The following is a 22922-nucleotide window of genomic DNA, read 5'->3' as shown; positions in this document are numbered from 1 at the left end:
ATACGCCATGGACATTTCTATTGAGCCACTCATTTACATCGGCATTTTCGTCGGGATCGTCTTCTTGGTTGAGGGCATCTATCTGCTGTTCTTTGGCAAGAGCATCTCTCTTAACGCGCGGGTGAACCGCCGCCTAGAGATGCTGGAAAAGGGATCGACCCGCGAAGAGGTGATGGAGCATCTTCGCAAAGAGCAAGAGCAGCACTCAACCGCGCGCAACATCCCGTTTTATTCGCTCATCGCCGAGAAGGCCCGCAAGGGGAACATCGCCTTTGCGCCCGAGATGTTGATGGCCGTGATGGCCGGGCTGTGCGTCGTCGCTTTCCTCGCGTTGACGCTGTTTACGGGCGCGGGGTTTGCGGTGCGGCTGTTGGTGTCGATCGTCTTTGGCATTGGTGCGGTCTATTTCTGGATCAACAAAAAGGCCAAGCAGCGCCTGTCGATGATGGAAGAGCAATTGCCCGACGCCGTGGACCTGATGGTGCGCAGCTTGCGCGTGGGACACCCGTTAAATTCCGCGATCAACATTGTCTCCAAGGAGGTGCCGGACCCGCTGGGCACCGAGTTCGGTTTTATCTCGGACGAGGCGGCTTATGGGCGCGATGTGTCCGAGGCGCTTCGCGGTCTGGCCGAACGTGCGGGCCTGCAAGACATGCGGTTTTTGGCTGTGGCCGTGGCTATTCAGCAAAAATCGGGTGGTAACCTGGCCGAGATTTTGAACGGTCTGTCGAAAGTGATCCGCGCCCGGTTCAAACTGTTCCGCCGGGTCAAGGCCATCACCGCCGAGGCGCGTTGGTCCGGCGTGTTCCTGTCGATCTTTCCGGTGCTCGCGCTGATCGGGATCAACGTGGCGCAACCGGATTACTACGCCGACGTAAAGGACAGCACGATGTTCATTCCGGCGGCTGTTGTTGTCCTCGTCTTTCTGATCGTCAACGTGTTCTTCATGCGTATGATGGTCAATATTAAGGTTTAAGCTCATGGAAACGTTCAACGAATACATCGCATTTCTTGGCCCCATGGGTGCGCTTTTGTTCGTGGGCTTCATCGGTGTGGTGATGGCCTTGATGGTCCTGCCCCGCCTGTTGCACCGCGAAAAAGACCCATTGGACCGCCTGCGCAAATCCCAAGAGGATCAAGCCAGCGAGACCGATGCAGAGGTGAAACTCAGCCGCCACGGCCAGCGGAACAAAAAGCTGGAGCGGTTTGCCCATCTGCTGGAGCCCCAAGACGCCGAGCAGCTGTCCGAAACCCGCAAAATGCTGATCCGTGCAGGCTACCGTGATCGCGACGCTGTGCGCACGCTTCAAGCCGCGCAGCTTATCTTGGGGATTGGATTGCTGATTGTGGGCGTGTTCTATGTGGTCGTTCTGGGTTCTGAGATGAGCCTGACCAAGGTCATTATGGCCGTTATGATCCCCGGCGGTGTTGGCTATTATGGACCGAAATACTGGGTCCAAAAGCGCGTGGCGGCCCGCCAGGATGCAATTATGTCGGGCTTTCCCGATGCGCTGGACCTGCTGTTGGTCTGTGTTGAGGCCGGCCAATCGCTGGACCAATCGATCATCCGCGTTAGCGAGGAGATCGAGGCGTCTTATCCCGATCTTGCCGAAGAACTATCCATGGTCGCCCATGAAATGAAGGCCGGTAAGGACAAGCCATCTGTCCTTAAAGAGTTCGCGGACCGCTGCGATGTGGCGGATATCTCATCGTTTGTGACGGTATTGATCCAGTCCGCCGCCTTCGGGACATCAATTGCCGAAGCACTAAGGGTGTATGCGGCGGAAATGCGTGATAAACGGGTCATGCGGGCCGAAGAAAAGGCCAACGTTTTGCCAACGAAACTGACCGTGGGAACCATGATGTTTTGTGTGCCACCCTTGCTGATTATTCTGATCGGCCCCTCCCTTTTCGGGATTTCCCAAAGCCTTGGCGGCGGAGGCGGTGGCTTCTAAATGCGCGCACTTTCCATTTCTGCACTTCTGTTGGTCCTCGTCGCCTGTGCGCCGGGGACCTCTGCACGTCTGGAACCCACACCGGGTCTGGCGCCCGGTGCCGCGCCGGGCGCGGAGCCGGTTGTGGACCCGCGTATCGTGGCGGATCGCTTGCTCGCCGCAGGTGAGGCTGAACTGGCACTTGAGACCTACACGCGTGCGGCCGCCCGCGAGGGGCTGAGCCCTGATCTGCTGGTTTCAATGTCGGCCGCTAACGTACGTCTTGGCCGCCTGAACCAAGCCGAACGGATCCTGCGCGATGTTTTGCGCGACACCCCCGAGCATGTTGGTGCGCTCAATAATCTGGGCGTTGTGCTGCTCGAGCAGGGCAATACAGGTGAGGCTCAGCGCACTTTTCGCAAAGCCTTTGCCCTAGACAGTGGCGAAACCCCCGAAATTCGCGAAAATCTGCGCGTAGCACTCGCAAAAATGGAAAATTCGTCGTATAATCCAGAACAATCGGCTTACACGCTGGTCAATCGCGGAGGGGGCGTTGTCTCTCTTGTGCGGACCAAGCCATAAAAATTATTGAGCCACACGAGCAGTAAAGGACGCAAAATGCGCCACGTTGGATTGATCGGCCTCCTGATGGGGGGCACCGTTTTGCTTGCGGGTTGTGAGCAGCCTGACACAGACGTGAGCCGCGCGCTCGATAGTGTAAATGTCATCGATGAGAGCAACCTCAACGACATCATGTTGACGGTCGCGGACCCGAATGAGGCCGTCGATTACTTTCTGCGGACCAGTCGCGAAAACCCGGACCGTATTGATGTGCAACGAGGATTGGCCAAAAGCCTGATCCGCGCCAAGCGCAATGAGGAAGCCGCCCTTGCGTGGGAAAAGGTCGCCGACCACCCTGAGGCCAGCAATGATGACAGGGTCGATTATGCCGACAGCCTGATCCGGACTGGCAAATGGGACAAGGCTGAGGATGTTCTCGACACGATCCCGCCGACCTATGAAACCTATTCCCGCTACCGGCTTGAGGCGATGATCGCCGACAGCAACCAAGAGTGGGAAAAGGCCGACGCCTTTTATGAGATCGCCACAGGCCTGACCACACGCCCAGCGGGTGTTTTGAACAACTGGGGTTTCTCCAAGCTAACCCGTGGTGATTACGGCGACGCGGAGCGGTTGTTCACCGAAGCGATCACCTATGATCGGGAACTGTTCACCGCCAAAAACAATCTCGTGTTGGCCCGCACAGCGCAGGCGAATTACACGATGCCCGTCGTGCCCATGACCAAAACGGAACAAGCCCAGCTGTTGCACACTGCGGCATTGGCTGCGATCAAACAGGGTGAGACCGACATTGGCCGCACCTTGCTTCAGGATGCAATTGATGCCCATCCGCAGCACTTTGCCCCCGCCGTGCGCGCCCTGCGCGCGCTGGACACGGAGCGCACCTAGATGTTGCTGGAGATGACGGCGCAACAGGGGCTTTGGTTCCTGATCCCCGCCCTGCCGATTTGCCTGTGGGTTGCCTATACGGACCTTAGCGCGATGCGCATTCCCAACGTTGCGGTCCTCGCGTTGTTGGCGGTGTTTGTGGTGGTGGGCTTCATGGTTCTACCACTGGACGCGTTCGCGTGGCGGTTTGCGCATCTGGCCGTGGTTTTGGTGATCGGCTTTGTGCTGAGCGCGTTTTTGGGCGTTGGTGCGGGGGATAGTAAATTCGCCGCTGCTATGGCCCCCTTTGTGGCCCTTGGCGACGTGTCCGAAGTGCTCACGATCTTTTGCGTGTTGGTCTTTGTGACCTTTGCGCTGCATCGGGCTGCACGCTCAGTTGCCTTTATTCGCAGCCTCGCGCCCACTTGGGAAAGTTGGACGGCCAAAAAATTCCCCATGGGCATCACACTTACGTCCACACTCGCTGTGTACCTTGGTCTAGCAGCCGCGCAATAATCCGCGCGCCTGCGACCAAAGTAACCAAAACGCAAGGGACCGTGGGCTAACCTGCGACGGATCCCTGTCGCAGGAGTGTGTAGACAATGAACATGATGGTTCCCAATCCGGTGCCCGCACCAGCCCCGCTCAAGACGCTGTCGGACACGGGGCTGAGCATGGTGATGATGCGTGATGTGCTGCTGAAAACCATGTTCCGCAAATCCTGTGAAACCGCGCGCGAAATTGCGGCGGCCGTGTGTATGCCGGTGCCATTGGCGCAGGAATTGGTTGATATCATCCGCAAAGCCGGTCTGGTTGAGGCGACCGGGACGCTGCATGCCGGCAAGGGCGGGGACATGGGGTTCCAACTGACGGAGGCGGGTAAGGCCCGTGCGCTCGATGCCCTATCGCAGTCCGAATACTATGGCGCGATGCCCGTCCCGCTTGAGATTTACAAACAACAAACCCGCAAGCAATCCGTGCGCAATGTCCAGATCACCCGTGATGCGTTGCTGCGGTCTATGGGGCATCTGATCTTACCGCCCAATCTGATTGATCAACTTGGCCCTGCCGTTGGCTCTGGGCGCTCTGTCCTGATGTACGGCCCGCCCGGCAATGGTAAGTCGTCGATTGCCGAAGGTATTCGTGCGGCTCTTGGGGACCACATCTATATCCCGCATGCCCTTGAATATGCCGGACAAGTTATCACCCTGTTCGACCCAATCGTGCACACGCCAGTGCCCGTAAAGCCGGAAGACCCCAATTGCCTGCGCAAGACAGGCCCCCGTTTTGATGAACGGTACATAGTCTGTCAGCGGCCAACGGTCATGACGGGGGGTGAGCTGACGCTCTCGATGCTGGACCTAAATTATAACCCGGTTGCGCGCACCTATCAGGCATCTTTGCAGCTAAAATCATCGGGCGGTGTGTTCATCGTGGATGACCTTGGCCGCCAAGAGGAGCCCCCTCAATCACTGATCAACCGATGGATCGTCCCGATGGAGATGGGCTATGATATCCTCGCCCTGCAATCGGGTGAAAAGTTTGAGGTGCCCTTTGACACGCTGGTGGTGTTTTCCACCAACTTCCACCCCAACAAACTGTTCGATGGCGCGGCCCTGCGGCGGATCTTTTTCAAGGTCTTGATTGATGGTCCGACACAGGAGGACTTCCTGAAGATCTTTGCCATGGTCGCCAAAAAGAAAAAGGTCCCACTGGATGAGGCAGCCTTGGTGCACATGCTCAAACAAAAGTACCCCACGATTGACTATGTCTATGCCAACTTCCACGCGCCGTTCCTGCTCGATCAGATTATCGCCATTTGCGAGTATGAGGGCATCCCCTATCAAATGACCCCGGATCTGATTGATCGCGCGTGGGAGAATCTCTTTGTGTCGGAGGTTGAGTTCTCACACTAACTCAAGTCACAAAGCGGCCACGATTTTGCCTCATTCCTTCGTCATTTGGCGTCGCAAAAGAACACGACTCGCCTTCGGGCGGCAAGGACGACGCAGTGGAACTATCACCCTTCGAAGACGACCCTGATGCACTGAGCCAGCGGCGCACCGTGCGGCTCATTCTATTGGCGGGGTCGGCGGTCCTGTGTTTGGCGCTGGGTATGATTTAGCGGCTCTTGCCCCTATCACGAACGCTGGGCCAGCCTGCTTTCCCATCCGGGTCACAGATCCCTTGATCTAACCTTGCCGCGCCACGCGCGGGGGCTAGGCTGTGGGGTATGGAAATGCCTCCCTCCCTTACCGCTTGGTTCGCCACGCGCGGCTGGTCGCCCCACCCGCACCAGTCTGAAATGTTGGCGCGTGCCGATGAACCCTCACTGCTTTTGATCGCACCTACAGGTGGCGGCAAAACGCTTGCGGGGTTTCTACCGACCCTCGCGGCGCTAGCAGGCGGGTCGCACAAGGGGCTGCATACGCTTTATATTTCGCCCCTCAAGGCACTCGCTGCGGATATAAAACGCAACCTACGCCGCCCGGTCGAGGAAGCGAACCTGCCCATCCGGATTGATGACCGCACGGGTGACACACCGCAGTCGCGGCGCAAAGCGCAGCGCGCTGACCCGCCTCACATACTTCTGACAACACCTGAAAGCCTCGCGCTCTTGCTCAGCTATGAGGACGCGCCAAGGATGTTTGCGGGCCTACAGCGGGTTGTTGTCGATGAAATCCACGCCCTAGCCGAAAGCAAACGTGGCGATCACTTGATACTGTCGCTGTCGCGGCTCCAGTCCTTGGCCCCTGATATGCGGCGCGTGGGGCTGTCGGCGACAGTCGATGACCCGACTGCAATCGCTGGTTTTCTGGCCCGCCACCCTGACCCCTGCCCTATTCTGAATGCCGATCCGGGCCCTGAACCTGACATCTCAATGCTGCAAACAGCGGAGGCACCGCCTTGGGCCGGAGGCGGCGGTCGCTATGCGATCCCTGCGGTGTTGCAGGAGGTCAAACGCCACAAAACCACGCTGATCTTTCACAACACCCGCGCGCAGGCAGAGGTCTTTTTCCACCACCTATGGCTCGCGAATGAAGACGCTCTGCCGATTGGCATTCACCACGGCGCGCTGTCCCGCGAGGCCCGGGAAAAGGTCGAACACGCAATGGTGGACGGCCAATTGCGTGCGATCGTGTGCACGGGCAGCCTTGATCTGGGCATCGACTGGGGCAACGTTGATCTTGTGATCCAAGTGGGCGCACCCAAGAATGTCAAACGTTTGGTTCAGCGGATTGGCCGCGCCAATCACCGCTACAATGCACCATCCAAGGCGCTTTTGGTGCCTGCAAACCGCTTTGAGGTTGTCGAATGTGTCGCCGCGTTAGAGGCCGTGCGCGCCCACGATCTGGATGGTGAACCGCGCGGTCCCGGCCCGCGGGATGTGCTGTGCCAGCATATCCTGAGCACCGCGTGTGCAGGTCCGTTTGACGCCGATGCCCTGTTTGCCGAAATCAAAACCTGCGGTGCATATCAAAGCCTCAGCCGCGCACAGTTTGACGATTGCCTTACGTTTTGCGCGACGGGCGGCTACGCGTTGCGCGCCTATGATCGGTACCAACGATTGATGCAATTGCCGGACGGGCAGTGGCGTTTGCGCGATCCACGCAGCACACGGCAAATTCGCATGAACCTCGGCACGATCCTATCCGCCGAAACCCTCAAAGTGCGGTGGCGCGGACGAGGCGGCGCGCCCTTAGGCGAGGTTGAGGAAGAGTTCGCAGCCACCCTCACCCCCGGCGATACCTTTCTGATGGCAGGCCAGATCGTCCGCTATGAGGGACTGCGCGAGTTGGTCATTGAGGTCACCCGCAGCAAGTCCAAAACCCCAAAAGTCGCCACCTTTTACGGGACCAAATTCGCCACATCGACCCAGCTGTCGGAGCGGATTTTACGCATTTTTCAACAAGGCGATTGGGCAGGCTTGCCTGCACACACAGCCGACTGGCTGGACGTTCAAAAACGGGTATCCAAGCTTCCGCAACCGGGGCGACTTTTGGTCGAAAGTTTTCCGATGGATGGGCGCGCGCACACCGTTGCCTATGGCTTTGCCGGACGTAATGCGCAGCAGACACTGGGGCTTTTGCTGACTCAGCGCATGGAAGCCGCCGGCCTTGGCCCAATGGGATTTGTGGCCACCGATTACGCCACCCTCATTTGGGCGCTCGACCCCGTGCAGGACCCAAGCGCGCTGTTTGATCGCGCGGGATTAAGGGACGCGCTTGAAACATGGTTGGCAGGCAATCAGGTCATGAAACGGACCTTTCGGGGCGCTGCGATTATCTCTGGCCTGATCGACCGAAACATGCCCGGCAAACGGAAATCCGGGCGGCAGGCCACGTTTTCCAGCGACATCCTCTATGACACTCTGCGCAAATATGATCCCGAGCATTTGATGCTGCAAATTACCCGTGAAGAAGCCATGCGCGGCTTGGTCGATTTCGGTCGTGTGGAACACATGCTGGACCGCATCGGGGATCGGATTGATTTGGTTGAACTGGACCGACTTAGCCCGCTCGCCGCCCCCTTGTTCCTAGAGCCCGGGCGCATCCCGGTGAAAGGCCTCGGCGAACAACGCCTACTCACCGAAGAGGCCGCGCGGCTCATGACCGCAGCGGGATTAGAACAGGTGTAGCCGATCAAACGGGCGGATTTTCCGAAGGAAAATAAGGCGGCGGGAACCACATGAACCGTCGAGCGAGGATTCCCGAGGACCTGTATGTACAGGTGGGCGCCAGGTAACACAGCCAGGACCGTGACAGAGCCAGCTCCCTCGGATTTGCTTAAGGCCACCGGAATTTCGCTATGTTGACGTATCCCGCAGAACCCGCCTGCCCCGACACATAGGGCCGCATAGCCCCCCGCACAAGCCTAGACATGTGTTCACGTTACGTTCAAAATGATACGATGATAAGCAGTGATACCACACTCAGCCCCGGCCAATTGCTGGCGCGCGGAACCGCGCGGCACCTTCTGACGTATGATTACAATTGCATCGAGGAATTCACACCAGAACGCGGCTTGCGCGTGGACATCATGGCCTTGGGCCCCAAAGGGCAACTGTGGGTGGTGGAATGCAAATCATCGCGTGCCGATTTTCAGTCTGACCAGAAATGGCAGGGCTATTTACCGTTCTGTGATCGGTTTTTCTGGGCAGTGGACAGTGATTTTCCGACGGAGCTGCTGCCAGACGATACTGGCCTGATCATCGCTGATAGCTATGGGGCTGAGATCATTCGAATGGGGCCCGATACGCCTTTACCAGCCGCGCGGCGCAAAAAACTCTTGCAGAAGTTCGCACGAACCAGTGCACAGCGCCTGCAAGCTCTGCGCGATCCGATGGCGTTTACTCTCCCGTAATCGAAAGAGCCGCTGCCCGAATTTCTTCGGCGATATCCAAAGCTTCTTCCGGTTCGAAATCCATCGGGATTTCCACATCACCAGCCTCGACAAAAATACGGACCATGCCGTCGGTCGTTGGACCGATTTGCAAATTTGCAGTGATGTCGCTTTCGGTATTGATGCCCATGATGGCCTCCTTGTTGCGTTGCACCTACCCAATGGCTCGCGCCCATGCAAGCCTGCGTTCCCCAAGGGCCACGACAGGTCCGCATTCCCATTCGCATAGATTTCATCGCACAAAGGTGGGAAATAGCGCGCCAGTAGCGCTTGCAATCGTCAGCACACCTCGCTAAATCCACCAAGCGTGCCGCCTTAGCTCAGTAGGTTAGAGCGCCTGATTGTGGATCAGGAGGTCCCCCGTTCGAGCCGGGGAGGTGGTACCATCACCCTACAAACCTATCTAATCCGCGCCTTGTCGTTATCCGCACACGATTCGCGGCATCTCAGCTATTGGCTGTCTAACGGAACCTCTTGGCGGAGCGCCCCGTCGCTTCCGAAAAATAACACGCGCGCGTCTTCGGTGACCACAATCCACCAACCGTGCCCTTGTGTCACGGCCTGCGCAACAGTGCCTTCGGGTAGCTGCAATGCTTCGGGCGCGGTCACTGGGGTCGGGAAGCGCGTGACAAGCAGGCCCACCACGATTATCACGCCGAGGATCATCACACCCGTCAACACCGTCACCAGCGTTTTGAGCAGGCGAAGGTGGGGCGGCAATTCGGGGAAATCGTCTTTGGCAGACACACGCGTCACCTTTGTTATCGGGGAAAATCCCCCTGCCCGTCTTGATAAGGCGATCGCGCGCGATGTGCCAGAGCAAGCCCACCTCAGCCGGTCGCGTCTTGCGCGTTTGGTGGCGGACGCAGCCGTACAGGTCAATGGCACGGTCGTGACCGATCCAAGGGCTCGGCTGACTGAGGGCGATGAGATCGCAATCACGGTCGAAATCACCCAAGACCTTGAGACCCGACCCGAGGACATCCCCCTCGATATTCGGCACGAAGATGACGATCTGATTGTAATCCACAAGCCCGTTGGCATGGTCGTCCATCCGGCCCCTGGCTCCCCCGGCGGGACCTTGGTGAACGCGCTTTTGCACCACTTTGATGGGCGTTTATCCGGGGTTGGCGGCGAAAAACGGCCCGGCATCGTGCACCGGATCGATAAGGATACCAGCGGTTTGCTGGTGGTCGCCAAATCGGACGCTGCTCACCACGGGCTTGCCAAGCAGTTCGAGAAACACACCGTGCACCGCCGCTACCTTGCGCTGTGTTATGGGGTGCCCAGCGCCTCTGACCCACGGCTGCGCGGCGTAAAGGGTACCAGCTTTGAGCCCGGCAACATCCTCAAAATTACAACCATGTTGGCCCGTCACAAAACGGATCGGCAACGTCAGGCCGTACTGTTCACAGGCGGGCGCCATGCGGTCACTCGCGTCCGGATTGTCGAGGATTTTGGCGCGGCCGCGCTGGTCGAATGCTGGCTCGAAACCGGGCGCACGCACCAGATCCGCGTGCATATGGCCCATGCGGGGCACGCTCTGATCGGGGATCAAACCTATGGCGGGCGACGCAAGTTGCCCAAAGGCCACCCAGGCTTGGAGGATGTTCTCCGCTTCCCCCGACAAGCGCTCCACGCGGCTGAGTTGGGCTTTGTGCATCCTGTCACGGAAGAAGACATGCGTTTCGCAGCCGATATGCCTGCGGACATGCAGGCGCTGCAGGACGCGTTAACCGGTTCGGCATAATCCGCGGCACCCATGTGCTCACACGCACGTTACTTATGCTTCAGCCCGATTGAAGCGCATTCGCGCAGGCTCTATATTTCTGAACAACGGGGTCGAAATCCTTCGACCCCACTTGAAAACCGTTCAACCGCTGCCCACGTTGAGTGGAAAGTAAAAGAAATTAACATGCCATTCAGGGGGCTTTGCCATGTCCAACATGTCCGCTTATGCCAATCTTCCCGCTCCGTCGCCGGAACAGGGACTGAACCGCTATTTACAAGAAATTCGCAAGTTCCCAATGCTGGAGCCGGAGCAAGAATACATGCTCGCCAAGCGTTGGGTTGAAGAAGAAGACACCGATGCCGCGCACCAAATGATAACGTCACACCTGCGTCTCGCGGCCAAAATCGCGATGGGTTATCGCGGCTACGGACTTCCGCAGGCCGAGGTCATCTCGGAGGCAAACGTGGGCCTGATGCAGGCCGTCAAACGCTTTGACCCGGAAAAGGGGTTTCGCCTCGCGACCTATGCGATGTGGTGGATTCGCGCCTCAATCCAAGAATACATCCTGCGGTCTTGGAGCCTTGTGAAACTCGGCACGACCTCGGCACAAAAGAAACTGTTCTTTAACCTGCGTAAAGCCAAGGCCCGCATCGGCGCGTTGGAAGATGGCGATATGCGCCCCGAAAACGTAAAACGCATTGCCACAGATCTAGGCGTGACAGAGACCGAAGTGATCTCCATGAACCGGCGCATGTCGGGGGGCGATGCTTCGCTCAATGCCATGATTTCGGCCGATGGTGAAGGTGCTACAGAATGGCAGGACTGGCTTGAGGATGACAGCGCGGACACCGCTGGCGACTATGCCGAAAGTGATGAGATGAAGGCGCGCTTGTCGCTCATGGAGGACGCCATGGAAGTCCTGAATGAGCGGGAGCGTGACATCCTTGTGCAACGTCGCCTGTCAGAGGAAACGATCACGCTAGAGGACCTGTCCACGCAGTATAGCGTCAGCCGTGAGCGCATTCGCCAGATTGAAGTGCGCGCGTTCGAAAAGCTGCAATCGCGGATGCGCGAATTGGCCAAGGAAAAGGGCATGTTGCCCGCCTAAGTCCTGAACGATAAACGCCCTGCCCGCACGCGCGGGTGGGGCTTTTTTACGCCTATAGGGCTAGCTTTCTGCCGCGATAGTTTCTGCATTTCGTCCCATTTCCGCCCGCTTGCTGTGATCAACCCGATCTAAGCAAGTAGGGGACACGTCATGGCATCGCCGCCAGCCAAGATACCAACATCCGTCACAACTGGCTGGATCAATTTGGTCAGCCTTGGCTGTGCCACCGCCGCGTTTGTCGCGGTGACACACGCCTCGGCGGTCCCGGTGATCTGGGCGGCCTTTGCGCTGATGTGTGCCTATGCGGTGCCTATTGCGATACTTGAACTGGCCTTCAAGCGGGTCCACCGCAACGCCAGTAGCGGGATCAACCAAAGCCCCCCGCACTATGATATTCTGCGCAGCGCAACGAAGTTCATCGGCCTCATCGCGATGCTTGGCGCCGTTATCGGCTTTCACGCGCTATTCCGAGTGTACCCTGTCCAAGACCTTATCCCCGCAGTCGGGCTATTGACCCGTTTGGCCCCCGTCATATTGGTCATTTCGTTTCTCTATATCCTTTGGGTCGATGCCCGGATGACCCAACCGCGCGACGGATATTGGCAGATCGGCGCATGGCTCACACGTCAATCACACCATGTGGAATACGCAGGGCTACGCCATTTCATGCTTGGATGGGTAATCAAAGGGTTCTTTCTGCCGATCATGTTTAGCTACCTCGTCAACACAATCGCAGGCAGCGCGCCGATCAGTGCTTGGGCGACCCAAGACCTTGTCACCCTCACCCGCCACCTGATGTTGCTCGCACTTTTGCTCGAACTGGTTGTGGTCTGCGTGGGCTATACGCTCACCCTGCGCCTGTTCGACGCCCATATACGCACAACCAACCCTGTGCTTTGGGGCTGGGTCGTCACACTGGTCTGCTACGCGCCCTTCAACGCAGTTATCACAGGCCAAATATTTAGCCGCGACACCGGCGTACCGTGGCATGAAACGATCCAAGACTACCCGCTTTTGGCTGGACCATGGCTGGCGCTACTTTTGCTGAGCTTTGGCGTTTGGGTCTGGGCCACGGCGTCATTCGGATTGCGCTGGTCCAATCTGACCAACCGAGGTGTCGTAACCTGCGGGCCGTACCGCTGGATGAAACACCCCGATTACATGTCCAAGGTGTGCTTCTTCTGGCTGACGTCGGCACCGTTTCTGGCGGACGTCCCGGTCCAGACCCAGATCGCCGCGACAGCGGGGATGATCGTGGTCACGATGATCTATTTTGGCCGCGCCAAGGCAGAGGAACTGCACATGTCCGAAGACCCGGACTACGTGCGCTATGCGACCGCTCTCAACACCCGAGGGCTATGCGCACCGCTTTACCGGATGCTACCGGCTTTGGCCTACAGCGCGCCAGATCACGCGCTGCATGCCGTTTCAAAACCAGACAACTGCCCAGTCGCGGCGGAATAGCGGGCTAGTCTTCCATCGCCTCAAGCTGGTCGATGAAGCCTTCGATCATCGAAAGACCCTTGGACCAGAACGCCGGATCGCTGGCATCCAAACCAAAGGGCGCCAAAAGCGCCTTGTGATGTTTGGATCCACCTGCGCGGAGCATCTCAAAATACTTCTCTTGGAAGTCCGCATCGCCTTCTTCGTAGACCGCATACAACGCGTTCACGAGACCATCGCCAAAGGCGTAAGCATAGACATAAAACGGCGAATGCACGAAGTGCGGGATGTACGCCCAGAAGGTCTCATACCCTTCCATGTAGTCAAAGACGGGGCCCAGGCTTTCGGCCTGAACGGACATCCACAAGGCGTTGATATCATCTGGCGTCAGCTCACCCTCACGGCGGGCGTCGTGCAGTTTGCACTCAAAGTCATAGAAGGCGATCTGGCGGACAACCGTGTTGATCATGTCTTCGACCTTGCCCGCCAGCATGACCTTGCGCGCGGAATCACTGTCGGCGTTTTCCAGCATCTTGCGGAAGGTAAGCATTTCGCCAAACACACTGGCGGTCTCGGCCAGTGTAAGCGGTGTTGAGGACAACAATTCGCCCTGCTCTGCGGCCAAAACCTGATGCACGCCGTGACCCAGTTCATGCGCCAATGTCATCACATCGCGCGGTTTGCCGAGGTAGTTGAGCATCACATAGGGGTGCACGGTCGTCACGGTAGGGTGCGCGAATGCGCCGGGCGCTTTGCCCGGCTTCACGCCCGCGTCGATCCAGCCTTTGTCAAAGAAAGGCTCGGCCAAGGCGCCCATGCGCGGGTCAAAGGCCGAGTACGCGTCCATCACGGTCGCCTTTGCCTCATCCCAACCGACGGTGCGCGTGTCCTCCATCGGCAAGGGCGCGTTGCGGTCCCAAACCTCCAGCGTCTCAAGGCCCATCCATTTGGCCTTTAGCGCATAATACCGATGCGACAGGCGCGGATAAGCCTCAACCACCGCGTTGCGCAGCGCCTCAACCACCTCTGGCTCGACATGGTTGGCGAGATGACGGCCCATCTGCGGGGTTTCTAGCCCGCGCCACCGATCAGAGATCTCTTTTTCTTTGGCCAATGTGTTGTGCACACGCGAAAACGTACGGACATTTGCGCCGAACACGCGCGCCAATTCACGCGCAGCCGCCTCGCGCTTGGAGCGGTCGGGGTCGGACATGAAGTTCAGCGTGCCTTCGATGTTGTATGTCTCACCCTCGACCACGAACTCCAACCCGGCGATCGTTTCGTCGAACAGCTTGTTCCATGCGCTGGAACCCACAACCGATTGATCGTGCAAGAATGTCTCTAGCTCATCCGAAAGCTGATAGGGTTTCATCGCCCGCATCCGGTCCAACACGGGGCGGTAGCGCGCCAAATCCGCGTTGGCACCATACGCAGTCTCTAGGGCGTCATCCTCAAGCGAGTTGAACTCAAGCGAAAAGAACACAAGCGCATTTGTAAACGTGGTGATTTTGTCCTGCATGTCGGACATAAACTTCGCACGGTCCCCATCCGTGGTCTGCTGGTAATAGCGTAGGCCCGCGTAGGACATGATCCGCCCAGCGATAACGTCGATTTCCTCATAGCGCTTGATACATGCGGCCATTCCATCCGCATCCAGCTCGGCCAGTTTGCCCTGATAATCAGCGGCGAACGCGGCGCACTCGGCCTCCAGCCACTCCAGGTCCCGAACCAGTTCTGGCGCGTCATCTGCTGCATACAGGTCCGTCAGATCCCACTCAGGCAGGTTCCCCAATGGCTCCCCTTTGGCATCAGAATGGGCGTCGCGGAGAAGGGGTGTATCAAACATCAAAAAAACCTCTTGGATATCGGGATATATATAGAAAAGTAGGGCAGATTACGCCGCCGCCACCTCTGCGCCTGCGGCCTGCATGGGGCCATTGGCGCGGTCAAACCGCAGATAGGCCAGACCTTTGCCACCGGATTGCGTGAACAAGGTGCCAGCGGGTTTGCCTTCGGACGTGATGGGGGTGCCGATGGGCACATCTTGGCTGACAGTGACCTGCATCAGGCCCTTTTTCAGCTCAGTCTTATGCTTCATCCGGGCCACGATTTCTTGGCCAACAAAGCAGCCTTTGCGGAAATCGACGCCGTGTAGACGCTCAAACCCCATCTCAAGGATATAGCTGTCGCCAACGACCAGCTCGATCCCGCTTTCGGGAACAACATGGGTCACGCGCAGCTGATCCCAATCGGTACCATCGTCGCCGTCCTGCGTGCCATACAGGCGCCAGCCCAGCCCGGGGTCGCGCGGATCGGTCATCGCGCCGTCGGGTGCAGGCCCCGTACCGCGGGACATGCACAGCCCGCTGTCCGTGATAGCCACGTCAGAGCGCAGCTTATACATCGACAGCCGCCGCCCCAAATCAGCCGCAAGCTCCGTCGCGACATCCACAAAAATCGCGTCCGCTTCCTGCCACTGGAAAAAATCCGCAAGATATTTGCCCTGAGGGCTCAGCAGTGCGGCATAGCCCAAACCCTGTTCAGGCACGTCATTCGACACGAGCCCGTGCAAAAACTTGAGCCGGTCTGCACCAGTGATCTTGAAAACTGTGCGCATTGTGGCACCTCCTTGCCATTAGAGATAAGACCTATGGCAACCGCCACAAGCGCAAACAACAGGAACATTCAAAAATGAGTCTCGCTCACGGCCGCCACACACTCGCTATCCCTGGCCCCTCCGTTATGCCCGATCGCGTTTTGCGCGCCATGCACCGCGCCGCGCCAAATATCTACACCGGCGAGTTGATCGAGATGACCCATTCGCTGATCCCCGACCTCAAGGCCGTGGCACGTACCGCGCACAATGTGACGATCTATATCGGCAACGGCCACGCCGCGTGGGAGGCATCGCTGGCCAACACCCATTCCCGAGGCGACCTCGCCTTGGTGCCCGCGACGGGACAATTTGCCCACGGCTGGGCCGCCTCTGCCGAAGGGTTAGGCATCCGCACCGAGGTTATCGACTTTGGCAAACGCACCCCGATGGACGCCGCCCAGATCGAGGCACGGTTGCGTGCCGACACTGACCACGAAATCAAATCGGTGCTGATGGTCCATGTCGACACATCCTCATCGGTTCTGTCGGATGTGGCTGCGATGCGTCGGGCGATTGACGCCGCAGGCCACCCTGCCCTGTTGATGGTCGATTGCATCGCCTCACTGGGCTGCGACCGGTTTGAGATGGATGAATGGGGCGTCGATGTGATGATCACCGGCTGCCAAAAGGGCCTTATGACCCCGCCCGGCATGTCTTTTGTCTATTACAACGACCGAGCCGAAGCCGCCCGCGAAAACGCCAATTGCGTCACTGGCTATTGGGATTGGCGCCCGCGCACAAACCCCGACTACTACTACAAATACTTCAACGGCACCGCCCCAACGCATCACCTTTACGGCCTGCGCGAGGCACTGGACATGATTGTCCACGAAGAGGGCATCACCGCTGTCTGGGCGCGTCACGAAACCCTCGCCCGCGCGCTGTGGGCCGCCTGCGATGCTTGGAGCACCCAAGGCCCGCTCGAGTTGAATGTCGCAGACATCGCACATCGCAGTCGCGCGGTGACATCACTGCGGATCACTCCGCCGCTGGGTACGGCCTTGCGCGATCATTTGACGGATCAGATGGGCGTCACCCTCGGGATTGGGCTGGGCATGGCCCCCCCTGACGCCCCTGAATGGCACGGGTTTTTCCGCGTCGGCCACATGGGCCACGTCAACGCACACATGATGCTGGGCACATTGGGGGCGATTGATACCGGCCTTAAGGCGCTGAATATTGAGCATGGTCAGGGCGCGTTGTCCGCCGCGGCGGAAATATTGGCAGGGCGCTAATCTGCACTGGCGTTTTCTAGGGCCGCACCTGCGGCCCTGGTTTACATGGGCCCTAGTCCCGCACCGTCACGACTTCAGCACGTTTTTGCAACTTATGCGCGAGCCACGCATGGGCAAAGCTGCACATCACGATCGCCATCAAGAACCCCCAAACGGCCCAAATCGCAATCAGAGCAATCATCATCCAGACGAAAGCCATGGCCAGAAAGGCATTGGTATAATCCGGCGCGCAGCCGACGGGATGGTTTTTCATCACGCACCTCGTATCACGAGCAAGTTAACTAAAGTTATACGTGATGCGTATTTTAGAAAGTCAAATTTCTGTGCAGCAGGCCAACGCGCGCGGCAATGCCCGTTCAAACGCCATCATTTCGGCCTTTTGCCCACAAGACACGCGGATACAGCGGTCTTGGGGGGCCTTAAGCGGCATGCGCACAAAGATACCCTCAGCGCTAAGGGCAGCAACCAAGGCGCGGGCAAAATCACCATCCCGTCCACAATCTAGCGTCACAAAATTCGCCGCTGAGGGAAGTGCGCGCAGCCTATGTGCGGCCCCAATGCGCGCGATCTCAGCCCGTGATATCGCAACCTGCGCCCGAACATGCTCCAACCAATCGGGATCGCGTAGCGCGGCCAGCGCCCCCGCCTGAGACACCCGCGACATCCCAAAATGATTGCGCACCTTGTGGAACGCGGTAATCAATGCGCGCGGCCCTATCGCGTAACCCACGCGTGCACCGGCAAGGCCGTACCCCTTGGAAAACGTACGCATCCGGATCACGCCCGGCGTCTCGGGGTCGATTTGAGGGGCCGTCCCATCGGGCGCGAGGTCAATATAGGCCTCATCCAGCACCAAAAGGCTGCCGCAGGGGATTGCGGCCACAACAGCCTCCATCCGGGCCGCGTCGTACCAGCTGCCCATGGGGTTGTCTGGATTAGCTAGGTAAATCAGCTTGGCCCCGACCTCAGCCGCCTTAGCCAAGAGCGCCTCGGGATCTTCGTGATCATCGCGGTAAGGGACGGTGTGCAGCGCGCCACCGAAGCCCGCGACATGATAGTTGAACGTAGGATAGGCACCTGCCGACGTGACCACGGGATCGCCCTGCCCGACAAACAGGCGCACCAAGGTGCCGAGCAAGCCGTCGATCCCTTCGCCCATCATGATCTGATCCGCATCCACGCCCAGATCATCGGCCAAGGCCACGCGCAAATCATAGCTTTCCGGGTCCCCGTACATCCATGCGTCGTGCGCCGCGTCCGCCATTGCCGCGATAGCCTTGGGGGACGGGCCAAAGCCGCTTTCGTTTGCGCCAAGGCGGGCATCAAACTGCGCACCGCGCGCCCGTTCTTGGGTCTCGGGGCCGACGAAGGGCACAGCCGCAGGCAGGGTTTCGGCCAGAGGTGTCAAGCGAAGGGTCGTTTTTGGAGATGTCATTATGTGGCTCAGGGCAAGCGAAGGGTCTGACCCGTCTGGATTGCGTCGATGGAGGGAAGGAGGTCGCGATTGGCGTCGAAAATCTGTTGGTATGCGTCGCTGTTCCCATACAGCGCGCGGGCGATGGACAAAAGGCTATCGCCGGGCTGTACGACGTAGGTGTCGCCGGTGCCGGCCTCTGCCGCGAGGGCCGCTTGCGCGATCAAAGCCTCAATCACTGGATCCAGAGGTAAGCGCGGGGCGGGTTCGGCGACGGGTGCGGGCGTTTGCGCAGGTGCGGGAGGTTTAATCACTGGCGCGGGGGCCGGGCGCACTTCCGCTTGCTCTACCTCTGCTTCTGGGAGGCTGTCCGCTACTGGCGCGGCTGCGGTTTCCATCTGCGACACGGCGGGCACGGACGCGATGACAACGGGTGCCGGAACCTCCTCAACCACGTCGGGCAGGACCTCAACAGTCGGCGTAAATACTTCCTCCGGCTCACTTGGGGCGACGACCACTGGTGGCAGCGGCACTGGGGCTGGTGAGCTACTGACTACGGCAGTTTCAACAGGCTCAGGAGCCTGGCTCTCGATGATTTGCACCTCGGGGGGCGTTACAGCGATCTCTGGCAGGCTCTCCGGCAATTCCACGATAACTGGCGCGGGCGCGCTGGGGGCTACTGCAACAACCTCAGGCAAAATCTCGATGTCTTGGGCCGCTTCGGCCAATGGTTTCTGATCCGACCGCCCGAACCACAGGCCAAGGGCTGCTGCACACAACAGCCCGGTGTAGATCATGAACAAACGGATCATCACAATTTCCCTTAACGGCCGTGTACCAAGCCCGTCCAAAGCCCCCAAGATGAGGCATCAAAACAGGCGCACATCCGATGCTGATACTCTTGCAAGCCCCTTGCCACCCCCCGACTTCAGGGTCGCTGTGATGGCCAAAGGACAGGCTCCTCGAATAGAAAAACGGTGGCGAAAAAGTGGCGAAAAGTCAACCTGTAGCGCATGCCGCATCACGGATCGGCATATATAGGTCGGCCACCCATGGGGTTACTCCACAAGGGCGTCCCACAACACCTCGCCCAGCGTCAGGTCCGGCACGAAAGTCTCGGAGTCCAGAAACGACAAGGTTTGCGCAATTACACGCGGGTTATTCATCATGAACGTATGGGTCACGGGCAAGGTCAGATGCGCCTTCATCCCCGCCACTTTCGTAGATTCCACCGTGACTTTGCCATCGTCTTCACCCGGCAGGATCGAGGAATAGAACGCATTGAGGCTACGGTTGCCCGCGATCACACCCAATGAAAACGGTACCGGGCCGAGTTGTGCGGGAATGTCGTCAGGCCCTGTGCCCAGAGCCGTACCCGCAGGACCGTTAAACCACTCAAACCCCGGCACCTCTTCGAAGGTATCGACCAGTTCGGAGCCGTTATTGGGAGGGGCCAGCATGACCACGCGGCCCCATTCGGCCTCTGGGTGCGCCTTGGCCCAAACGCGTGTCAGGATACCACCCATCGAATGCGTGACCACATTCACATCCGCCTCAGGGGCGGCTGCGGCACACGCCCGTCGTGCGGTTGGAAGGGTATCGGATGCAAGGTCCGACAGTTTACCCGAGCGAGACGGATAGCTGGCTGCAACCACGTGGTAACCCGCCTGTTCCAACGCCTCTTCCATGACCAGCATAGAGGCATCTGTGCGCGCCAACCCGTGAAGCAATATCACGCAACCCCGGGGGGCCGCCTGCACGGATGCGCAGCCCAATAGGGCGAGGCTTGTTATCGCAGTGATAAGTGCGCGTTTCATATCCCAAACATAGGGGGGCAGAGGCGCTGTGACGAGGGGGGCTGCATGTGACGTAACGCGACACGCGAAGTTATTGCGGCGGTGAGCCCGCCTTGCGCGCGGGCGGTACTGTCGCCAACGCGATGCCACCCAAGACAACGGCGCAGGCCAGAATAATCGGCAGCGTCACAGGTTCATCCAGCAGGACCGCTCCGCCAATCACTGCGATCACCGGCACACACAATTGGGCGACGCCGGCCGTCGTCGTGGCCATCTGCGGCAAAACCACGAACCAGAGGGCATAGCCTAACCCAGATGCAATCGCGCCAGAGGCCACGGCGCACACCAATCCCAGCGGCGTAATCACCCCGCCCCACCAAAGCGGCACCGCAAGAAACAGCACACCTGTGCTGAGCAAAAAGTTACCCGCTGAATTGCCCAAAGCCCAATCGGATGACTTGCCCATATAGGTATAAAGCGCCCAACCTGCGCCGCCCAAAATCATCCATGCGACACCTGCCAGATCGACGCCACCGCCCCCACCGGGCAGCAGCAGTAGGGTCAAACCGCTCATCGCGATGCCCATACCGAGCCAGCGGCGCGGGCCGATCACCTCACGAAAGGCGATAGCGGCACCGAACAGGCACAATTGCACGGTGGCAAACAACACGAGCGCGCCCATACCGGCCTCAAGCGTCAAGTAACTGAGAGAAAAGCCCAAGAGATAAACGCTCAGCCCAATGACAGACAAAAGCCGCGTGCGCCCGGTGATCGGCACCTGCCCCCGCTGCCACAGGGCAATGACCCCCAGAAAAACCGCCCCCGCACCGACACGGATCGCGGCAAATGTCAGAGGGTCCATGCCATCCGCCACACCCGCCCGCGTCAGGAGCGAGTTGGAGGCGAAAAAGAGCATCGTGAAAGTCGTGAGCGCAAAGAGTTTCATAGCGCCACTCAGAGGCTGCGCGCGGCAGGATGTCAAACGGTTTGCATCCCTTGGCGGGTGGGCCATCAAACCCCCAGACATGACAAAGGGCCCACAAGGGGCCCTTTGCACTGCCAATCCCGAAGGACCGGCGCATGTGACGCGAAGCGTCTTACATCATGCCGCCCATGCCGCCCATGTCGGGCATTGCTGGTGCGCCGCCGCCGTCCTTGGACGGCTTGTCAGCAACCATGGCTTCGGTGGTGATCAGCAGACCAGCAACCGAGGACGCATCTTGCAGAGCGGTGCGAACCACTTTGGCAGGGTCAATCACACCGAACGAGAACATATCGCCATATTCTTCGGTCTGTGCGTTGAAGCCGAAGGACAGGTCGCTGCTTTCGCGGATTTTGCCGGCAACAACTGCGCCGTCAACACCAGCGTTTTCTGCGATCTGACGCAGAGGCGCTTCGATGGCTTTGCGGATGATCGAGATGCCGACGTTTTGGTCGTTGTTTGCACCTGTCAGGCCATCGAGGGCTTTTGCAGCCTGTACGAGAGCCACACCACCGCCAACAACAACGCCTTCTTGCACAGCTGCGCGTGTCGCGTTGAGAGCATCGTCCACACGGTCTTTGCGCTCTTTGACTTCCACTTCGGTCATGCCGCCGACGCGGATAACAGCAACACCACCAGCCAGTTTGGCTACGCGCTCTTGCAGTTTTTCACGGTCATAGTCGGATGTGGTTTCTTCGATCTGCTGACGGATCTGAGCCACGCGTGCCTCGATTTCAGCCTTCTCACCAGCGCCGTCCACAACAGTGGTTTCGTCTTTGGTGATTGTGACTTTCTTCGCGGTGCCGAGCATGTCCATGGTGACATTCTCAAGCTTCATGCCGAGATCTTCGGAGATCACTTGGCCGCCGGTCAGGATTGCGATGTCTTGCAGCATGGCTTTGCGGCGATCGCCGAAACCAGGTGCTTTGACTGCCGCAATTTTCAGGCCGCCGCGCAGTTTGTTGACCACGAGTGTTGCCAGCGCTTCGCCTTCTACGTCTTCTGCGATGATCAGAAGCGGCTTTTGCGATTGGATCACGGACTCGAGCAGGGGAACCATTGGCTGTAGCGAGGAGAGTTTCTTCTCGTGCAGCAGGATCATGCAGTCTTCGAGGTCTGCGATCATTTTGTCGGGGTTGGTCACGAAGTAGGGCGACAGGTAACCGCGGTCGAACTGCATGCCTTCAACAACATCAGTCTCTGTCTCAAGACCTTTGTTTTCTTCGACGGTGATAACACCTTCGTTGCCGACTTTTTGCATCGCACCGGCGATTTGCTCACCGATTTCACGCTCGCCGTTGGCAGAGATCGTACCGACCTGTGCAACTTCAGCACTGTCGTTGACGGGACGCGAGGCCGCTTTGATAGCTTCAACGACTTTGATCGTTGCCATGTCGATGCCGCGCTTGAGGTCCATTGGGTTCATGCCAGCAGCGACGGACTTCATGCCTTCGCGGACGATGGCTTGGGCCAGAACGGTCGCTGTTGTGGTGCCGTCGCCGGCCTCATCGTTGGTGCGGGAAGCAACTTCCTTCACCATCTGTGCGCCCATGTTCTCGAACTTGTCTTCGAGTTCGATTTCTTTGGCTACGGATACACCGTCTTTGGTGATGCGCGGTGCGCCAAAGGATTTGTCGAGGACAACGTTACGGCCTTTGGGGCCGAGGGTCACTTTAACCGCGTCAGCCAGGATGTTCACACCCTGCAGCATACGGTTGCGGGCGTCGGTGTTGAATTTGACGTCTTTCGCAGACATTTCAATCTCCAGTA

22 protein-coding genes, 1 tRNA gene and 1 other RNA gene are annotated in these 22922 nt (G+C 58.7%); 13 read left to right on the top strand and 11 right to left on the bottom strand.

Annotated features, from left to right (window positions below):
• Nucleotides 1-7: 7 nt before the first annotated feature.
• From THS5294_RS02615 to THS5294_RS02585, 7 genes are all read left to right on the top strand, one after another.
• Nucleotides 8-976: a type II secretion system F family protein gene (locus THS5294_RS02615; protein ID WP_058122524.1), complete on the top strand. Its 969-nt coding sequence runs from the start codon at nt 8-10 to the stop codon at nt 974-976.
• A 4-nt stretch (nt 977-980) separates the two neighbouring features.
• The gene (locus tag THS5294_RS02610; protein WP_038007949.1) at nt 981-1955 is read left to right on the top strand and encodes a type II secretion system F family protein; all 975 of its coding nucleotides are present in this window, start codon (nt 981-983) and stop codon (nt 1953-1955) included.
• Nucleotides 1956-2516: a tetratricopeptide repeat protein gene (locus THS5294_RS02605; RefSeq protein WP_058122523.1), complete on the top strand. Its 561-nt coding sequence runs from the start codon at nt 1956-1958 to the stop codon at nt 2514-2516.
• Between the two features lie 36 nt (nt 2517-2552).
• A complete protein-coding gene (locus THS5294_RS02600) occupies nt 2553-3404 on the top strand; it encodes a tetratricopeptide repeat protein (protein WP_058122522.1) in 852 nt (283 codons plus the stop codon).
• Nucleotides 3405-3899 (top strand): prepilin peptidase, encoded by a 495-nt coding sequence (locus tag THS5294_RS02595; RefSeq protein WP_058122521.1) that lies wholly within the window; start codon nt 3405-3407, stop codon nt 3897-3899.
• An 86-nt stretch (nt 3900-3985) separates the two neighbouring features.
• Complete coding sequence (locus THS5294_RS02590) at nt 3986-5299, top strand: DUF8689 domain-containing protein (RefSeq protein ID WP_058122520.1); 1314 nt, start codon at nt 3986-3988, stop codon at nt 5297-5299.
• Between the two features lie 323 nt (nt 5300-5622).
• A complete protein-coding gene (locus THS5294_RS02585; RefSeq protein WP_370736563.1) occupies nt 5623-8022 on the top strand; it encodes a ligase-associated DNA damage response DEXH box helicase in 2400 nt (799 codons plus the stop codon).
• A gap of 39 nt (nt 8023-8061) precedes the next feature.
• On the opposite strand, the gene ssrS is transcribed toward THS5294_RS02585, so the two are convergent.
• A non-coding RNA gene (gene ssrS, locus THS5294_RS18865) (6S RNA) lies at nt 8062-8217 on the bottom strand.
• A gap of 77 nt (nt 8218-8294) precedes the next feature.
• On the opposite strand from ssrS, the gene THS5294_RS02580 reads away from it, so the two are divergent.
• Nucleotides 8295-8747: an MmcB family DNA repair protein gene (locus THS5294_RS02580; protein WP_058122518.1), complete on the top strand. Its 453-nt coding sequence runs from the start codon at nt 8295-8297 to the stop codon at nt 8745-8747.
• Here THS5294_RS02580 and THS5294_RS02575 read toward each other — a convergent pair.
• Nucleotides 8734-8916: a DUF6324 family protein gene (locus THS5294_RS02575; RefSeq protein WP_038007932.1), complete on the bottom strand. Its 183-nt coding sequence runs from the start codon at nt 8914-8916 to the stop codon at nt 8734-8736. The genes THS5294_RS02580 and THS5294_RS02575 overlap by 14 nt on opposite strands.
• 179 nt (nt 8917-9095) lie before the next feature.
• On the opposite strand from THS5294_RS02575, the gene THS5294_RS02570 reads away from it, so the two are divergent.
• Nucleotides 9096-9172 (top strand) — tRNA-His (locus tag THS5294_RS02570).
• 64 nt (nt 9173-9236) lie between these two features.
• Here THS5294_RS02570 and THS5294_RS02565 read toward each other — a convergent pair.
• Nucleotides 9237-9533, bottom strand: coding sequence for a DUF6476 family protein (locus THS5294_RS02565; RefSeq protein WP_058122517.1), 297 nt, complete (start codon nt 9531-9533; stop codon nt 9237-9239).
• Between THS5294_RS02565 and THS5294_RS02560 the strand changes: the two genes are divergently transcribed.
• From THS5294_RS02560 to THS5294_RS02550, 3 genes are all read left to right on the top strand, one after another.
• Nucleotides 9523-10536, top strand: a complete 1014-nt coding sequence (locus THS5294_RS02560) for an RluA family pseudouridine synthase (RefSeq protein WP_058122516.1) — start codon at nt 9523-9525, stop codon at nt 10534-10536. The genes THS5294_RS02565 and THS5294_RS02560 overlap by 11 nt on opposite strands.
• Nucleotides 10537-10732: 196 nt before the next feature.
• The gene (gene rpoH / locus THS5294_RS02555; RefSeq protein WP_058122587.1) at nt 10733-11626 is read left to right on the top strand and encodes an RNA polymerase sigma factor RpoH; all 894 of its coding nucleotides are present in this window, start codon (nt 10733-10735) and stop codon (nt 11624-11626) included.
• A gap of 150 nt (nt 11627-11776) precedes the next feature.
• The gene (locus THS5294_RS02550; RefSeq protein WP_058122515.1) at nt 11777-13090 is read left to right on the top strand and encodes an isoprenylcysteine carboxylmethyltransferase family protein; all 1314 of its coding nucleotides are present in this window, start codon (nt 11777-11779) and stop codon (nt 13088-13090) included.
• Nucleotides 13091-13094: 4 nt separating this feature from the next.
• On the opposite strand, the gene THS5294_RS02545 is transcribed toward THS5294_RS02550, so the two are convergent.
• Complete coding sequence (locus tag THS5294_RS02545) at nt 13095-14915, bottom strand: M3 family oligoendopeptidase (protein ID WP_058122514.1); 1821 nt, start codon at nt 14913-14915, stop codon at nt 13095-13097.
• A gap of 48 nt (nt 14916-14963) precedes the next feature.
• A complete protein-coding gene (gene ygfZ, locus THS5294_RS02540; RefSeq protein ID WP_058122513.1) occupies nt 14964-15686 on the bottom strand; it encodes a CAF17-like 4Fe-4S cluster assembly/insertion protein YgfZ in 723 nt (240 codons plus the stop codon).
• Nucleotides 15687-15760: 74 nt separating this feature from the next.
• Between ygfZ and THS5294_RS02535 the strand changes: the two genes are divergently transcribed.
• Nucleotides 15761-16960 (top strand): pyridoxal-phosphate-dependent aminotransferase family protein, encoded by a 1200-nt coding sequence (locus THS5294_RS02535; RefSeq protein WP_058122512.1) that lies wholly within the window; start codon nt 15761-15763, stop codon nt 16958-16960.
• A gap of 52 nt (nt 16961-17012) precedes the next feature.
• Here THS5294_RS02535 and THS5294_RS02530 read toward each other — a convergent pair whose 3' ends face one another.
• The 6 genes from THS5294_RS02530 to groL form a co-directional block, all read right to left on the bottom strand.
• Nucleotides 17013-17213 carry a hypothetical protein gene (locus THS5294_RS02530; RefSeq protein WP_058122511.1) on the bottom strand — a complete coding sequence of 67 codons (201 nt, stop codon included), beginning with the start codon at nt 17211-17213 and terminating at the stop codon, nt 17013-17015.
• 60 nt (nt 17214-17273) lie between these two features.
• Nucleotides 17274-18395, bottom strand: coding sequence for a pyridoxal phosphate-dependent aminotransferase (locus tag THS5294_RS02525; RefSeq protein ID WP_058122510.1), 1122 nt, complete (start codon nt 18393-18395; stop codon nt 17274-17276).
• A gap of 8 nt (nt 18396-18403) precedes the next feature.
• Nucleotides 18404-19186: a LysM peptidoglycan-binding domain-containing protein gene (locus tag THS5294_RS02520; protein ID WP_058122509.1), complete on the bottom strand. Its 783-nt coding sequence runs from the start codon at nt 19184-19186 to the stop codon at nt 18404-18406.
• A gap of 246 nt (nt 19187-19432) precedes the next feature.
• Nucleotides 19433-20191, bottom strand: a complete 759-nt coding sequence (locus THS5294_RS02515; RefSeq protein WP_058122508.1) for a lipase family protein — start codon at nt 20189-20191, stop codon at nt 19433-19435.
• 70 nt (nt 20192-20261) lie between these two features.
• Nucleotides 20262-21116 (bottom strand): DMT family transporter, encoded by an 855-nt coding sequence (locus THS5294_RS02510; RefSeq protein WP_072936700.1) that lies wholly within the window; start codon nt 21114-21116, stop codon nt 20262-20264.
• 151 nt (nt 21117-21267) lie between these two features.
• Entirely contained in the window at nt 21268-22908 is a 1641-nt protein-coding gene (groL, locus tag THS5294_RS02505) for a chaperonin GroEL (RefSeq protein ID WP_038007894.1), read from the bottom strand.
• Nucleotides 22909-22922: the final 14 nt, after the last annotated feature.

It is taken from the genome of Thalassobacter stenotrophicus (assembly GCF_001458315.1).
In the GTDB taxonomy this organism is placed as follows: domain Bacteria; phylum Pseudomonadota; class Alphaproteobacteria; order Rhodobacterales; family Rhodobacteraceae; genus Thalassobacter; species Thalassobacter stenotrophicus.
This window is presented reverse-complemented; position numbering and strand designations above follow the sequence as displayed.

Coding starts and splice junctions, on each gene's coding strand:
- THS5294_RS02615 (WP_058122524.1), top strand. CDS start 8: ATGGACATTTCTATTGAGCCACTCATTTACATCGGCATTTTCGTCGGG.
- THS5294_RS02610 (WP_038007949.1), top strand. CDS start 981: ATGGAAACGTTCAACGAATACATCGCATTTCTTGGCCCCATGGGTGCG.
- THS5294_RS02605 (WP_058122523.1), top strand. CDS start 1,956: ATGCGCGCACTTTCCATTTCTGCACTTCTGTTGGTCCTCGTCGCCTGT.
- THS5294_RS02600 (WP_058122522.1), top strand. CDS start 2,553: ATGCGCCACGTTGGATTGATCGGCCTCCTGATGGGGGGCACCGTTTTG.
- THS5294_RS02595 (WP_058122521.1), top strand. CDS start 3,405: ATGTTGCTGGAGATGACGGCGCAACAGGGGCTTTGGTTCCTGATCCCC.
- THS5294_RS02590 (WP_058122520.1), top strand. CDS start 3,986: ATGAACATGATGGTTCCCAATCCGGTGCCCGCACCAGCCCCGCTCAAG.
- THS5294_RS02585 (WP_370736563.1), top strand. CDS start 5,623: ATGCCTCCCTCCCTTACCGCTTGGTTCGCCACGCGCGGCTGGTCGCCC.
- THS5294_RS02580 (WP_058122518.1), top strand. CDS start 8,295: ATGATAAGCAGTGATACCACACTCAGCCCCGGCCAATTGCTGGCGCGC.
- THS5294_RS02575 (WP_038007932.1), bottom strand. CDS start 8,916: ATGGGCATCAATACCGAAAGCGACATCACTGCAAATTTGCAAATCGGT.
- rpoH (WP_058122587.1), top strand. CDS start 10,733: ATGTCCGCTTATGCCAATCTTCCCGCTCCGTCGCCGGAACAGGGACTG.
- THS5294_RS02550 (WP_058122515.1), top strand. CDS start 11,777: ATGGCATCGCCGCCAGCCAAGATACCAACATCCGTCACAACTGGCTGG.
- THS5294_RS02545 (WP_058122514.1), bottom strand. CDS start 14,915: ATGTTTGATACACCCCTTCTCCGCGACGCCCATTCTGATGCCAAAGGG.
- ygfZ (WP_058122513.1), bottom strand. CDS start 15,686: ATGCGCACAGTTTTCAAGATCACTGGTGCAGACCGGCTCAAGTTTTTG.
- THS5294_RS02535 (WP_058122512.1), top strand. CDS start 15,761: ATGAGTCTCGCTCACGGCCGCCACACACTCGCTATCCCTGGCCCCTCC.
- THS5294_RS02530 (WP_058122511.1), bottom strand. CDS start 17,213: ATGAAAAACCATCCCGTCGGCTGCGCGCCGGATTATACCAATGCCTTT.
- THS5294_RS02525 (WP_058122510.1), bottom strand. CDS start 18,395: ATGACATCTCCAAAAACGACCCTTCGCTTGACACCTCTGGCCGAAACC.
- THS5294_RS02520 (WP_058122509.1), bottom strand. CDS start 19,186: ATGATCCGTTTGTTCATGATCTACACCGGGCTGTTGTGTGCAGCAGCC.
- THS5294_RS02515 (WP_058122508.1), bottom strand. CDS start 20,191: ATGAAACGCGCACTTATCACTGCGATAACAAGCCTCGCCCTATTGGGC.
- THS5294_RS02510 (WP_072936700.1), bottom strand. CDS start 21,116: ATGAAACTCTTTGCGCTCACGACTTTCACGATGCTCTTTTTCGCCTCC.
- groL (WP_038007894.1), bottom strand. CDS start 22,908: ATGTCTGCGAAAGACGTCAAATTCAACACCGACGCCCGCAACCGTATG.